Raw genomic sequence first — 13,371 nt, 5'->3', positions numbered from 1 at the left:
CCACCAACATGCATTTTTCCTCAACGGTCACTGAAGAAAACAACGTTTTTACAGATCGATCCGCCCCCGTAGTCTGTGCACGTACCCGACCACGGAATGCTGACCATGCTGCACTTGCTGCTGACCACCCTGCTCCCCATCATCCTGCTGATTGCCCTGGGTACCTTCCTGCGCCTTCGCGGTTTTCTTGCCGAAAGCTTCTGGCCTGGTGCCGAGCGCCTGAGCTACTACGTCCTGCTGCCGTCGCTGTTCCTCCATGGCCTGGCCACCGCCAACCTCGATGGCATACCGGTGCTGGGTATGGCCGGCGCACTGATGCTCTCGACCCTGGCCGGTGCCGTGTTGCTGGTGCTGTATCAGGGCGCGGCGAACCATGATGGAGCCGATTTCACTTCGGTGTTTCAGGGCGGTATCCGCTTCAACAACTACATCGGTGCCACCCTGGCTGCGGGGATTTACGGCAGCGCCGGGATTGCCCTGGCGGCGGTGGCCAACGCAGCCATCGTGCCCTTGGTAAACCTGCTCTGCGTGCTGGTGTTCGCCCGCTTCAGCGCCCGTCACAGTTCGCCAGCCACAGTGCTTCGGGCGATCTTCGCCAACCCGTTGATCATCGGCTGCGCAGGGGGGCTGGTGCTACGGGCCACGGGGCTGGGCTTGCCGGCCGGTATCGACGCCACGGTCAAGGCCTTGGGCCAGGCCGCGCTGCCGCTGGGCCTGCTGTGTGTCGGCGCTGCCCTGGGGGGCGCCAGCCTCGGCCAGCAGGTACGGCCGCTGATGGCAGCATCGGCGTTCAAGTTCCTGGTCATGCCACTGACCACCTGGAGCGTTTGCCGGCTATTCGGCCTGAGTGGCCAGGCAGCGGTGGTGGCGGTGTTGTTCCAGGCGCTGCCAACCGCTTCGTCGTCTTATGTCATGGCCCGGCAAATGGGCGGCAATGCGCCACTGATGGCTACCCTCATCGCCCTGCAGACCGTGGCTGCGGCCGCCACCCTGCCTTTGGTATTAATGCTTACGCTTGGCTAGACTGAAATTCTGCCCAACTGCCTGGTAATGTGCCCATGCGCCTTCACTTGATGCTGATCGGCTTGACCTCGGCCCTGCTCGCAGGCCCCCTGTACGCCGCTGACCCGGCCAAGGCCGCCGTTGCCGAGGACAAGGCCGCAGTGCTTGAAGAAAAGGTCGTCGAAGATGCGCCGCCCCCCAGGAAGGCAGAGAAACTGACCCCAGGCGAAACGCAGGCAGTGGACCCGGCTGGCCAGGCGCCGCTGGATGACAGCATCACCTGTCTGGCACGTACCATCTACTGGGAAGCCAAGGGCGCCGACGCCAAAGACATGACCGCGGTGGCCAGTGTGGTGCTCAACCGCCTGGGCCACGATGGCTTTCCCGATACCATCTGCGCGGTAGTCAAACAGGGGGTGGAGACCAAGGCCTGTCAGTTCTCATGGTGGTGTGACGGGCGCCCGGACCAGGTGGAGGAACCGCAACGCTACGACGTTGCCAAAGAGATCGCACGCAAGGCACTCAACCAGCAGTTGAAAGACCCCACCGGCGGTGCGTTGTACTTTCACGACCGCACGGTGCGCCCCGACTGGGCGAAGGCTTATCGCAAGACCGCGCAGACCACCCACTTCCTCTTCTACAAGCCGAACCAGACGTTGGCCCATTGACACGCAAACAGCTGACAACGCTGGCCCGATGCGAATGACTGGCACCTGACCGCACTTTTCCACTGGCCTGGGGTCTACTCCCTCTTTTGCCGCCAGTAACGATTGCCGGTGTTTTCATTGCCTTGCACGACCTCGGGCCAAAAGCCCCGGGCTTGTGTAGGATGAGCAGCGCACACCACGACGCTGCCAGTCATAGGGAGATCCACATGCGCGTCCTGACATCCGTTGTCGCCTTGTCACTGGGCCTGGTCGTTTCGACCAGGGCGCTGGCAGCCACCGGCGAAGAGGCGCAGTTGATCGATTCGATCAATGTCTACCGCAGCAAGGCCCAGCCCTGCGGTGGCGAGGCGTCGTTGGAACTGCCGCCGCTCAACAGCGACACACGCCTTGCGCTGTCGCCAGAGGGCACCCGCGACCTGCAACAGGCCATGACCCGCGCCGCCTACCCCATGGTCAGCGTCCAGGCCATCAGCCTGTCGGGACCACGCGACGCACGCGCCGCCATGCATGCCATCGAGGAAAGCTTCTGCCAGGTGGTGCTCGACCCGCAATTCGTCGATATCGGCGTCAGCCAGGAGGGCCGTGACTGGCGCATCGTGCTGGCACGGCCGCTGCTCAGCGGCCGCCTGGGCGACTGGCAGGCCGAGGGACAGAAGGTGCTGCAGGAGGTCAACGCCGCGCGCAAGGTGCCACGGCAATGCGGCGGCCAGCCGTTTGCCGCCGCCCCGCCACTGAGCTGGAGCACAGTGCTGGCTGGGGTCGCCGCCAACCACACACGGGCCATGGCCAACCAGAACTTCTTCGACCACATCGACAAAGATGGCCGCACACCCGGTGACCGGGCGGAACTGGCCGGGTACCTGTACCAGCAGATCGGCGAAAATATCACCGCCGGGCGTGACACCGCGCAAAAGGTCGTCAACGGCTGGCTGGACAGCCCAGGGCACTGCGCCACGCTGATGAATCCGGACTTCCGTGAACTGGGCGCTGCCTATGCGATAGACCCCAAGAGCGATGCAGGGATCTACTGGACAGGGTTGTTCGGGACACCGCAGTAGATCACGTGAGCGGGTAATGACCTGCACGCAACTGCAGGGCCGTACACCCAAACCGACGCCGCACGCACTTGCCAAGGTAGCTGGCATCACCCAGGCCCACCTCATCGGCAATCTGCGCCAGGCTGTGGCTTGAGTTGAGCAAACGCCAGCGCGCCTGCTGCAAGCGCATCTCCAGCCACCAGGCCTTGGTGCTCATCCCGTGGCTGGCCTGGAACTGCCGGTCCAGTTGACGCCGGCTGATGCCCAGTTCTGCGGCCAGCTGCTCCACGGCCAACGGCGTGCCCAGGTGATGGCGCATCAGTGCTTGCGCCCGCTGCACCTGGCGCCCCTGACCAGCACCCAGCTCCAGCGAGCGCAAGGCGTGACGGCTGTCGCGGGTCTCGTCCACCAGCATGTCAGCCAGCCCTTTGAGCGCACGGGTTCGCCCGCAAGCGCGTGACAGTAGTGCAACGGCCAGGTCTATGGCGGCAGTACCACCGGCGCACGTGATGCGGTTGCCATCGATGCAGTACAACTGCTCGCGCAACAGCTGCAACTGCGGAAACGCAGCACGAAACTCGGCTTCGTGACGCCAGTGCACCACTACCTTGTGCCCCTGCAACAGGCCGCAGGCAGCCAGCAGGAAGGCGCCATTGTCGACCCCCACCAGCTTGACTCCCGCCTTGGCGGCCTGCCTGAGCAACGCCTGGTAACGTGGCGCCAGCGCCGCGGTGGCCATGGCACTGCGACCGCCGAACACCACCAGGTAGTCGAATAGGTCAAGGTCGAGCTGATCGGCAATGGCCTCGACCTGCAGCACCGCGCCACTGCTCGACGGTACCGGCTCGAGGCTGAGCCCCGCCACCATCCAGCTGCAATAGCGTTGTTGGCTGTAGTCCTCGTCGTCGGCGCTGAAGCGCAATTTGTCGAGAAAGGCGCCAAACGGCAGCAAGGCAAAATCCGGTAACGGCATGATCAGCAAGCGGATGTCGGGCGGCATGAAACCACGTCCAGAAAAGACCCTTTTATGACCAGATAATACTCTTTCAGCGTGAGCGTTGCGCCATAGACTGTCGCCCTCTCTCGAACAAGGCAGTTTTCAACATGGCACTGGACACCTGGCTCATCTACCTGCTGGCCAGCATCGGCCTGTCGCTGACCCCGGGGCCCAACAGCCTGTTGGCGTTGACCCATGGCGCGCTCTATGGCGCACGGCGAACGCTGTTCACCATCGTGGGCGGGGTCTTGGGTTTCAGCGCCCTCATCGCCTTGACCATGTTCGGCCTCAGCGCACTGCTGCAGACCTCGGCGGCAGTGCTGAGCGTCCTGAAGTGGGTGGGTGGGGCTTATTTGATCTGGCTGGGCATTCAACTGTGGCGCAGTCCAGGCCTGCAGCTGGAACTGACCGCGCACAGCGCGCGGCTAGGCAATGCCGGGCTGTTTCGCCAGGGCCTGCTTTCGGCCATGGCGAACCCCAAGGTGCTGCTGTTCTATGGTGCCTTCCTGCCGCAGTTCATCGACCCACAGCGAGGGCTGGTGCTGCAATTTGCGGTGATGGCCGCGACCTTTGCCAGCGTCGAGTTTCTGGTCGAATACCTGCTGGCGCGCCTGGCGTTTCGCATTCGGCCATGGCTGGCCAAGGGTGGCAAAGGTTTCAATCGCTGCTGCGGGAGCCTGTTTGCCTTGATTGGTTTGGCGCTGCCGCTTGGCCGATAGCGGGCCCGCGAACACGGGCTAAGCCCGTGCCCTGCAACGCGTAACGGTTCAACCCCGGCGTGCTTTGAGTAGAAACACAACCAGCGCCACACCCGGCAACCCCGCCCCCACCAGTGCCACGCCATGCCAGCCAAACTGGCTGAACAGCGCACTGGCCACCGCCGACCCCAGCGCCCCGCCGAGGAAGATGCTGGTCATGTACACCGCATTTAGCCGCCCGCGGCTGGCCGGGTCCAGTGCGTACACTTCACGCTGGCCGATGACCATGTTCATCTGCACCGCAAAGTCCAGCAACACGCCGGTAAGGCCCAGGCCAATCACGCTGTAACCCGGCACTGTCAGCCCCAGCAACAAGGCCGCCGGCGCCAGCAACAGCGCCAGCAGCGAGCCGGCCCGGGCATGCCCGGCATCGGCCAGGCGGCCGGCCATGGGCGCAGCAACGGCACCCACCGCGCCGACAAGGGCGAACACGGCGATCTGGCTTTGTGACAGGCCAAGCTCCCCGGCAAGCGCCATCGGCACCGCCGTCCAGTAAAGGCTGAACGCTGCAAACATCAATGCCTGGTACAACGAACGCTGGCGCAACAGCGGATAACGACGCAGCAGTGTGAGCAGCGACAGCATCAGTCCGGCATAGCTGGCTTTGTGCTCGGGCCGCCGCTGCGGCAAGGTCAATGACAGCAACAGGATGATCGCCAGCATTACCCCGGCGGCGCCAATGAACACCGCACGCCAGCCGAAGTGGTCGGCCACCAGGCTCGACAGAGGTCGCGCCAGCAGGATGCCCAGCAGCAAGCCGCCCATGATGTTACCGACCACACGTCCACGCTGCTGCTCCGGCGCCAGATGCGCCGCCAGCGGGATGAGCATCTGCACCGACACCGAACTGAAGCCGATCAGCAGTGCGTAACCCAGGAACAGTTGCCCCTGGCCACTGCTGCTGGTGCCCGCCAGCAGCAGGCTGACACAGGCCAGGACCGCGGTGGCCACCATCAGGCGGCGGTTTTCCAGCAGGTCGGCAAGCGGTACCAGCAATAACAAGCCCAGGGCATAGCCCAATTGAGTGAGGGAAACGATCAGGCTGGCATGCTCGGTGGACAGCCCCAGGTCCGGGGCGATCAGCCCGACGATGGGCTGGGCGTAGTAGATGTTGGCAACGATCGCGCCGCAGCAGAACGCCAGCAGCACTACCAGAGCCCGGCTCAGGCTGGCAGCTGCCGGTTGCGCTGTCGCAAGGGAGGGGTTCATGCGAAGTTCCTCGACAAGGGTTGGGTATATGCCGGCCACCTTACCCATGGACGTCAGCGCCGAGAATCCGGCGGTGGCGCAATGCGGCTTTGCGCACTGCGCAACACTAGTGACCGTGTATGAGCAAATTTTCGCAAAAGTCGATGAATGCGTTTACCCGCCGTGAGCCCCGGTGGTTGGGCATATACAGGGCGTTGATGCTGCTATTGGCTGCGCCAGGACTGGCCTGCCAGTCGGGGAATATTCGCTGCAGGCGCCCTGCCAACACATCCTCGCGTACCAGCCAGTCGGCCAGCAGTGCGATACCACTGCCTGCCAGTGCCGTTTCACGCAACATGTCGGCATTGGCGCTGCGCAAGGGCCCGCTTACGTCCAGTTCCAGGCTGTCCTGGCCACAGGTCAGGCGCCAGGGGCGCGCTTTCTGCCCATAGCGAAAGCGCAGGCAGGCATGGTCAAGCAACTCCCGGGGATGCTGCAGTGGCTCACGCCCGGCCAGGTAGGCCGGGCTGGCCACCAGCCAACGCTGAAAACGGCCGAGCCGGCGGCACACCAACTCGTCATTGGGCGAGGGGTCGCCCAGGCGAATCGACAGGTCATAGCGCCCGTCAAGCAAGTCGTCCAGGCGGTCGCTGAGGTCGATGTCCAGTTCCAGTGCCGGGTGCTGCGCCAGGAATGGCCCCAGGTGCGGGGCGATGACCCGCCGGCCGAACTCCACTGGCAGGCTCAGGCGCAGTACACCCACAGGCTCCTCGCCGCGATCGGCGATGCTGGCATCCGCCTCGTCCAGTGCTTCAAAAATGCCCCGTGCCCGCTGGTAGTAACGGGCGCCAGCCTCGGTCAGGCTGACCTGGCGCGTCGAGCGGTTGAGCAAGGTGGCGCCCAGCGACGCTTCCAGGGCATCGACCAGACGTGTCACCGACGATGTCGCCAGCCCTAGCCTGCGCGCGGCAGCAGAAAAGCCTTGGGCATCGACAGTGGCCACGAACATTTTCATCGCCAGAAGCTTGTCCATGTTCAGCCCGTCTTCCAAAACTCGGAAAGTTCTTACAAACAGCCGGGCGGGTCAAGCCGCGCGCGCCAAGGCGATTGCGTCCATAGTGGAATCCACCCATTTCCAAGGAGGCTTACCATGACCCTGAACAACCTGCTGACCGCCCTGCCGCCCTGCGACCCCGCAAGCGCCGAACGTGTCGACGAACTGCTCAGCCGCCCTGGCATCCGCGTGGAGCGTATCGTCTCCAGCGGGCAGGCCAGCCCACCCGGCTTCTGGTACGACCAGGCCGAAGGCGAGTGGATCATGTTGCTCAGTGGTGCTGCCGCCCTGCGTTTCGAGCACGAGCACCACACCCGCCTGCTGGCGCCGGGCGATTGTCTGGACATCCCCCCGCACGACCGCCACCGCGTGGAATGGACCGCGCCCGGCACGGCCACCATCTGGCTCGCGGTGTTCTATAGCAGCAGCACCCCATGGCCGGCATGAAGGGGCCATGCCGGCCCGTGCACAAGGCGCAGTTGTCCCGTCGCCGTGCAAGGTTGGGCTTACGACCAAAGCATGAATACAAATCGAAGACGCGTCATAAACGCCTCGTTCAATGCGTTTTTCAGCACCTTATCTATACTTTTGGCCACATCTTCGTAAGTTCAGCCCTGCGACAATCAGCCTCGCTCAATTATGTACCAACTTGTTAATTAGCAAGCTAAGGGCTTAAACTGCGCGCATTCCACCTGCTGAGATCCCTGGCATGAAAGAAACACCGCGCGCCTCTGGCGCCACAAACTTCATCCTGGTCGGCCTGGGCGTGATCATCGCCCTGCTCGGCCTCCTCCTCGCTGCCGGCGGCGTCAAGCTCGCCGGTCTGGGCGGTTCCTGGTACTTCCTGATCGGCGGCTTGGCCATGGCCATCGCCGGTGTCCTCATTGCTCGCCGCAAGAAGGCGGGCGCCTGGCTGTATGCCGTGTTCCTGGTCGGTACTGCCATCTGGGCACTGATCGATGCGGGCCTGGTGTTCTGGCCGCTGTTCTCGCGCCTGTTCATGTTCGGCGCAATCGGCATGGTCGTGGCGCTGGTCTACCCGCTGCTGGCGCGTGCCAACGGCGCCAGCGCCGGGCGCGGTGCGTACGGCGTAGCCGGGGTAATGGCCGTGGTACTGGTGATCGCTGTCGGCAACATGTTCGTTGCCCACCCAAGCGTCGCGCCCACCGGCAAAGGCCCGGGCATGACCCCGGTCGAAACCGGCAAGGAACAGAAAGACTGGGCCCACTACGGCAACACCGAAGGTGGCAGCCGCTTCGCCGCGCTTGACCAGATCAACCGGGACAACGTCAACAAGCTGAAAGTGGCCTGGACCTACCAAACCGGCGACGTTGCAATCAGTGACGGCAACGGTGCCGAAGACCAGCTCACCCCGCTGCAGATCGGCAGCAAGGTGTTCATCTGCACCCCGCACAACAACCTGATCGCACTCGATGCCGACACCGGCAAAGAGTTGTGGAAGAACGAAATCAACGCCCAGTCCAAGGTCTGGCAGCGTTGCCGTGGCATGGCCTACTTCGACGCCACTGCCGCCATCGCCCAGCCAACCCAGCCGAACAGCTCGCCGATCACCGGCGTTAGCGTAGCGGCCGGTGCCAACTGCCAGCGTCGCCTGCTGACCAACACCATCGACGGCCGCCTGATTGCCGTCGACGCCGACACCGGCGAGTTCTGCCAGGGCTTCGGCAACAACGGCCAGGTCGACCTCAAGGCAGGCCTGGGTGATGTCCCGGACTCCTACTACCAGCTGTCCTCGGCACCGCTGATGGCCGGCACTACCGTAGTGGTCGGCGGCCGTGTTGCCGACAACGTTCAGACCGACATGCCAGGCGGTGTGATCCGTGGTTTTGACGTGATCACCGGTGAAATGCGCTGGGCCTTCGACCCGGGCAACCCGGAAGACCGCCAGGCTCCGCAGGGCGACAAGACCTACGTGCGCAGCACCCCGAACAGCTGGGCACCGATGTCCTACGACCCGGCAATGAACACCGTGTTCCTGCCGATGGGCTCGTCCTCCACCGACATCTACGGCGTTGAGCGCAGCAAACTGGACCACACTTACGGCGCTTCGGTGCTGGCTTTGGACGCCACCACCGGCAACCAGAAATGGGTGTTCCAGACCGTGCACAACGACCTCTGGGACTTCGACCTGCCCATGCAGCCAAGCCTGATCGACTTCACCAAGGACGACGGCCAGTCGGTGCCTGCGGTGGTGATCGGCACCAAGGCCGGGCAGATCTACGTGCTCGACCGCGCCACTGGCAAGCCGCTGACCCAGGTCGACGAAGTACCGGTCAAGCCAAGCAACATCCCAAACGAGCCGTACTCCCCAACCCAGCCCAAGTCGGTGGGCATGCCACAGATCGGCGCGCAGACCCTGACCGAATCGGACATGTGGGGCGCCACCCCGTATGACCAGCTGCTATGCCGCATCGACTTCAAGAAGATGCGCTACGACGGCCTGTACACCGCGCCGGGTACCGACCTGTCGCTGAGCTTCCCGGGTTCGCTGGGTGGCATGAACTGGGGCAGCATTTCTACCGACCCGGTACATGGCTTCATCTTCGTCAACGACATGCGTCTGGGCCTGTGGATCCAGATGATCCCGTCGCAGAACAAAGGTGGCGCGGCTTCCGGTGGCGAAGCACTGAACACTGGCATGGGCGCGGTACCGCTCAAGGGCACCCCGTATGCCGTGAACAAGAACCGCTTCCTGTCGGTCGCCGGCATTCCATGCCAGGCACCGCCGTTTGGCACCCTGACCGCCATCGACATGAAGACCCGCCAGGTGGCCTGGCAGGTGCCGGTAGGCACCGTTGAAGACACCGGCCCGCTCGGCATCCGCATGCACCTGCCGATCAAGATCGGCCTGCCAACCCTTGGCGGCACCCTGTCGACCCAAGGCGGCCTGGTGTTCATCGCAGGTACCCAGGACTTCTACCTGCGCGCCTACGACAGCAGCAACGGTAACGAAATCTGGAAGGCTCGCCTGCCCGTGGGCAGCCAGGGCGGCCCGATGACCTACGTCTCGCCGAAGACCGGCAAGCAGTACGTGGTGATCACTGCTGGCGGCGCCCGCCAGTCGACTGACCGTGGCGACTATGTGATTTCTTACGCTCTGCCGTAAAACCGCGTCGCCTGCTTCGCGGGCAAGCCCGCTCCTACAAGGCCCCTGTAGGAGCGGGCTTGCCCGCGAATGCCCCTCAAAGACAACCCGAGATTCTGTAATGCCATCCGCAATTCGCATCACCCCCACCCTGCTGCTGGCCCTGGCCAGCACCACTGCCCTTGCCAGCGACGATCTCATGACCCGCAGCACCCTGACCGGTGACTGGGGCGGCCTGCGCCATCAACTCGAAGAAGACGGCGTCAAGATCACCGGCGACTACAGCGGTGAAACCGCCTACAACGCCCACGGTGGCCTGCACCGTTCGGCGCGCTATTCGCAGAACGTCAAGCTGGGCGTGCAGTTCGACCTGTCGAAACTGTACGGCCTGGACAACGGCGGCAAGGTCCAGCTGACCATCAACGACCGCCGCGGCAACAGCGCCTCGGAAGACCTGGTAGGCAACCGCCTGCCAATCCAGGAAAACTACGGTGGCCTGTACACCCGCCTGACCGAGCTGAGCTACGAGCGCACACTGTTCACCCCGGCGCTCAACGTCAAGCTGGGCTACATGGCCATGGGCAACGACCTCGGCGGCCTGGACAGCGGCATCCTGTGCAATTTCATGAACGCCGGCTTCTGCGGCCACCCGCTGAACATGTCGGGCGGCAGTGGCTGGACCAATTACCCCAACGCCCACCTCGGCGTGCGCGTGAAGTACGACCTGTCACCTGCCTGGCAGTTGCGCGTGGCGGCGTTCAACGTCGACCCCGAAAGCAACGGCAACTCCAGCCGCGCCTGGCACCTGGGGCCCAAGCACACCACCGGCACCGTGGTACCGGTAGAACTGGTATACAAGCTGCAGGGTGAACTGCCAGGCGAGTACAAGCTTGGTTTCTACTACGACAGCTCTGATGTGAAACGCATCGGCAGCGATGATGAAGTGTCCGGCCGAGGTGGCCATTACCTGCTGGTCGACCAGGCGGTGTGGAACGACCAGGCCTCCCCAGGCCGAAGCCTGCACGCCTTCGGCCAGTACTCGGCGTCGAGCAAGGCCGCTTCGCCGTTCACCAAGTGGTATGGCGCCGGCGTGGTGCTGTACAAGCCGTTCGAAGGCCGCCCGAAGGATACCGTGGCACTGGGTTACGGCCGCGCCGTACCCAACCCGCGTAGCCGCGATGTGCTGGAAGATGCCGCGTTCAACGCGGGCCAGCAGTTCCCGGACATCGACAGCGCCGAACAGTTGATCGAACTGAGCTACGGCTACCAGGCCACGCCATGGCTGAACCTGCGCCCGGACGTGCAATACATCATCGAGCCAGGGGCGTTCTCGGGCAAAGACATCGACAACGCACTCGTGGTCGGCCTGCAGGTCAAGGCGACCTTCTGAACCGCCGGGGCCGCACCGCGGCCCCATCCGCCGGCGCAACCCTCAAGCCTGTTTGAGGTAGTCCACCAGCCTCAGCAGCATGGCATCACAGCCGCGCAACTGCTCGACACTGACAAACTCATCCGGCTTGTGGCCCTGGTCCATGCTGCCAGGGCCGCACACCACGGTGGGGATGCCCGCCTGGTCGAACAAGCCACCTTCGGTACCAAACGCTACCGTGCCGAACGTATCCGAACCGCTGAGTAGCGCCACCAACCGCGCAGCCTCGCTGTCTTCCGGTGTCGCCAGCCCCGGATAGGCACTCAGCGGCGCCAGGCGAATGGCGCTGGCGGTATTGACCTTGCGCATACGCGGCAGCAACTCGGCTTCAGCATAGGTTTGCAACTGGTCGGCGACCGCCTGCGCCTCGAACCCGGGGAGCGCACGCACTTCGAAATCGAACTCGCACTCGTCCGGCACGATGTTCAGCGCCCTGCCCCCTTTGATCACGCCGGCCTGCACCGTGGAGAACGGTGGATCGAAGCGCTCGTCGTGATGAACCGGCAGTGCCAGGGCCTCGCCGATTTCACCCAACTTGCCAATCAGTTTCGCCGCATACTCGATGGCGTTCACCCCATACGGCGCGTACGCCGAATGGCACGCTGCGCCCTGCACCTGGCAACGCATTGCCAGCTTGCCCTTGTGCCCCAGTACCGGTTTGAGTTCGGTGGGTTCACCGATCAGGCACAGCCGTGGTTTACACGGGCGCTGTTGGAGGGCAGCCAGCATCGAGCGCACGCCCAAACAACCGACTTCTTCGTCATAGGAAAACGCCAGGTGTACCGGCATGCGCAACGGCTGCGCGAGAAACGCGGGCACAGCAGCCAACACCGAGGCGATAAAGCCTTTCATGTCGGCCGTGCCGCGGCCATACAGGCGGCCGTCACGCTCACTCAGGGCAAACGGCTCGACTGTCCAGGCCTGGCCATCCACCGGCACCACATCGGTATGCCCAGACAGCACCACACCACCAACATCCCTGGGGCCGACAGTGGCGAACAGGTTGGCCTTGGTGCCCTCCGGGTTATGGAACAGCTCGCACTCCACCCCCAGCTCGGCCAGGTAATCACGGATAAAACCGATCAGCGCCAGGTTGGAGTCGCGGCTCACCGTGGCAAAGCCGATCAGCCGGGCCAGCAGCGCGCGACTGGCAAATTCACTCATCGCCCGGCACCCCATAGCTTGGCGCGGCGGTCGGGTTGAGGGCGCGGGTGACGTAATCCTGCATCTGCGGGCGATAGGCTTGCCACAGGCCATCGAGCACGCCGATCGGGTCGCTGTCGGCCCAATCGACGCGCAGGTCCACCAGCGGCCAGGTCAGCTCGCCAGCAATCTTCAGCGCCGCCGAGTGCACGGGCCCGGCTTCGCCACCCGCTGCCATCGCCGCGTGCATGGCTGCCAGCAGGCGGTCGGCCAGGTGGCCGCCGGCCTGTTCAAAAGCCAGCACCATGGCTTCGATCACCTGGGTCGAGGACAGCAGGTTGCCAGCCGCCGCGCATTGTTCGCCGGCCATTGCATGGTGTGTGCCCAGTGCTTCCCGCCCGGTGAACAGGGCCACCTGGCCGTGGCTGTCGATCACCGTGACCTGGCGGTACTCGCTCCAGCCATTGGCACTGAGCACCCTGTCCAGCGCAGCGGCGGGCGGCAACTGGCCATGCTCCAGGGCATCGAGAATCTGCGGGCCCAGCGCCGGCAGGGTGATGTTCTGGGTCGAGACTGCGCCCACACCGGCACGCACCCAGGGGCAACGAGCACCCACGGCGATGCTCGACGAGCTGATGGCGATACCGACCTGGCCGGTTTCCTGGCAACGACCAATGATGGAGAACGTCATGTCATGGTTCCTGTTGTGCTGTGCGATACACGGCATTCTGAGTGGAACCTTCGGGCGGGCGAAACGACCTTTTTCCGAGGGGGTAGGCAGGAAAAAACTATGCTCTAGGGCCCGCTCTCTGCACCCGCTCGAAAAACCACGCCACCCACCCGGCCAACCTGCCCCACAGGCCAGAAAACTCAAGGCCTTCGCCGTTTTATCGGCAAGTACCAGCTAAATACTATTTTCGCCATTTCCACGGCATCCCTAGTCTGGCTCCAGGCAACGGCGGTCCTCCAAACCGACCTGACAAAAACCG

General features: G+C 64.0%; 12 protein-coding genes. 7 read left to right on the top strand and 5 right to left on the bottom strand.

Translation table 11 applies throughout. The features are described from left to right. Positions 1-105: 105 nt before the first annotated feature. The 3 genes from ACF8FB_RS24825 (at position 106) to ACF8FB_RS24815 (ending at position 2,728) form a co-directional block, all read left to right on the top strand. Entirely contained in the window at positions 106-1,023 is a 918-nt protein-coding gene (locus ACF8FB_RS24825) for an AEC family transporter (RefSeq protein ID WP_392512271.1), read from the top strand. Between the two features lie 35 nt (positions 1,024-1,058). Continuing rightward, positions 1,059-1,670: a cell wall hydrolase gene (locus ACF8FB_RS24820; protein WP_049587121.1), complete on the top strand. Its 612-nt coding sequence runs from the start codon at positions 1,059-1,061 to the stop codon at positions 1,668-1,670. A 206-nt stretch (positions 1,671-1,876) separates the two neighbouring features. Further along, the gene (locus tag ACF8FB_RS24815; protein ID WP_392512269.1) at positions 1,877-2,728 is read left to right on the top strand and encodes a CAP domain-containing protein; all 852 of its coding nucleotides are present in this window, start codon (positions 1,877-1,879) and stop codon (positions 2,726-2,728) included. A 1-nt stretch (position 2,729) separates the two neighbouring features. Here ACF8FB_RS24815 and ACF8FB_RS24810 read toward each other — a convergent pair whose 3' ends face one another. Next, a complete protein-coding gene (locus ACF8FB_RS24810; RefSeq protein WP_392509355.1) occupies positions 2,730-3,707 on the bottom strand; it encodes a GlxA family transcriptional regulator in 978 nt (325 codons plus the stop codon). Between the two features lie 104 nt (positions 3,708-3,811). Here ACF8FB_RS24810 and ACF8FB_RS24805 point away from each other — a divergent pair, with 104 nt between their 5' ends. Next, on the top strand, positions 3,812-4,423 hold the full coding sequence (locus tag ACF8FB_RS24805; protein ID WP_010954419.1) for a LysE family translocator: 612 nt from the start codon (positions 3,812-3,814) through the stop codon (positions 4,421-4,423). Positions 4,424-4,471: 48 nt separating this feature from the next. Here ACF8FB_RS24805 and ACF8FB_RS24800 read toward each other — a convergent pair whose 3' ends face one another. Both ACF8FB_RS24800 and ACF8FB_RS24795 read right to left on the bottom strand, forming a co-directional pair. After that, entirely contained in the window at positions 4,472-5,671 is a 1,200-nt protein-coding gene (locus ACF8FB_RS24800; protein WP_392512267.1) for an MFS transporter, read from the bottom strand. Positions 5,672-5,777: 106 nt separating this feature from the next. Beyond that, entirely contained in the window at positions 5,778-6,683 is a 906-nt protein-coding gene (locus tag ACF8FB_RS24795; protein WP_392512265.1) for a LysR family transcriptional regulator, read from the bottom strand. 117 nt (positions 6,684-6,800) lie between these two features. Between ACF8FB_RS24795 and ACF8FB_RS24790 the strand changes: the two genes are divergently transcribed. From ACF8FB_RS24790 to ACF8FB_RS24780, 3 genes are all read left to right on the top strand, one after another. Beyond that, positions 6,801-7,151 (top strand): cupin domain-containing protein, encoded by a 351-nt coding sequence (locus tag ACF8FB_RS24790; RefSeq protein ID WP_003247774.1) that lies wholly within the window; start codon positions 6,801-6,803, stop codon positions 7,149-7,151. 262 nt (positions 7,152-7,413) lie between these two features. After that, positions 7,414-9,831 (top strand): glucose/quinate/shikimate family membrane-bound PQQ-dependent dehydrogenase, encoded by a 2,418-nt coding sequence (locus tag ACF8FB_RS24785; RefSeq protein WP_064492649.1) that lies wholly within the window; start codon positions 7,414-7,416, stop codon positions 9,829-9,831. A gap of 100 nt (positions 9,832-9,931) precedes the next feature. Continuing rightward, positions 9,932-11,200 carry a carbohydrate porin gene (locus ACF8FB_RS24780; protein ID WP_392512263.1) on the top strand — a complete coding sequence of 423 codons (1,269 nt, stop codon included), beginning with the start codon at positions 9,932-9,934 and terminating at the stop codon, positions 11,198-11,200. A 42-nt stretch (positions 11,201-11,242) separates the two neighbouring features. Here the strand turns inward: ACF8FB_RS24780 and argE are convergent, their stop codons facing one another. Both argE and ACF8FB_RS24770 read right to left on the bottom strand, forming a co-directional pair. After that, on the bottom strand, positions 11,243-12,403 hold the full coding sequence (argE, locus tag ACF8FB_RS24775; RefSeq protein WP_049587126.1) for an acetylornithine deacetylase: 1,161 nt from the start codon (positions 12,401-12,403) through the stop codon (positions 11,243-11,245). Beyond that, complete coding sequence (locus ACF8FB_RS24770; protein ID WP_010954425.1) at positions 12,396-13,073, bottom strand: DUF1028 domain-containing protein; 678 nt, start codon at positions 13,071-13,073, stop codon at positions 12,396-12,398. The genes argE and ACF8FB_RS24770 overlap by 8 nt, the downstream gene beginning before the upstream one ends. Positions 13,074-13,371 lie beyond the last annotated feature (298 nt).

Origin of the sequence: Pseudomonas sp. yb_2 (assembly GCF_043103905.1) — a bacterium.
Lineage (GTDB): Bacteria > Pseudomonadota > Gammaproteobacteria > Pseudomonadales > Pseudomonadaceae > Aquipseudomonas > Aquipseudomonas alloputida.
Note: the sequence above shows the minus strand (reverse complement) of the source record. Positions and strands in the feature narration are given on the sequence as shown.

Coding starts and splice junctions, on each gene's coding strand:
- ACF8FB_RS24800 (WP_392512267.1), bottom strand. CDS start 5,671: ATGAACCCCTCCCTTGCGACAGCGCAACCGGCAGCTGCCAGCCTGAGC.
- ACF8FB_RS24805 (WP_010954419.1), top strand. CDS start 3,812: ATGGCACTGGACACCTGGCTCATCTACCTGCTGGCCAGCATCGGCCTG.
- ACF8FB_RS24815 (WP_392512269.1), top strand. CDS start 1,877: ATGCGCGTCCTGACATCCGTTGTCGCCTTGTCACTGGGCCTGGTCGTT.
- ACF8FB_RS24810 (WP_392509355.1), bottom strand. CDS start 3,707: ATGCCGCCCGACATCCGCTTGCTGATCATGCCGTTACCGGATTTTGCC.
- ACF8FB_RS24785 (WP_064492649.1), top strand. CDS start 7,414: ATGAAAGAAACACCGCGCGCCTCTGGCGCCACAAACTTCATCCTGGTC.
- ACF8FB_RS24795 (WP_392512265.1), bottom strand. CDS start 6,683: ATGGACAAGCTTCTGGCGATGAAAATGTTCGTGGCCACTGTCGATGCC.
- ACF8FB_RS24780 (WP_392512263.1), top strand. CDS start 9,932: ATGCCATCCGCAATTCGCATCACCCCCACCCTGCTGCTGGCCCTGGCC.
- ACF8FB_RS24770 (WP_010954425.1), bottom strand. CDS start 13,073: ATGACGTTCTCCATCATTGGTCGTTGCCAGGAAACCGGCCAGGTCGGT.
- argE (WP_049587126.1), bottom strand. CDS start 12,403: ATGAGTGAATTTGCCAGTCGCGCGCTGCTGGCCCGGCTGATCGGCTTT.
- ACF8FB_RS24820 (WP_049587121.1), top strand. CDS start 1,059: ATGCGCCTTCACTTGATGCTGATCGGCTTGACCTCGGCCCTGCTCGCA.
- ACF8FB_RS24790 (WP_003247774.1), top strand. CDS start 6,801: ATGACCCTGAACAACCTGCTGACCGCCCTGCCGCCCTGCGACCCCGCA.
- ACF8FB_RS24825 (WP_392512271.1), top strand. CDS start 106: ATGCTGCACTTGCTGCTGACCACCCTGCTCCCCATCATCCTGCTGATT.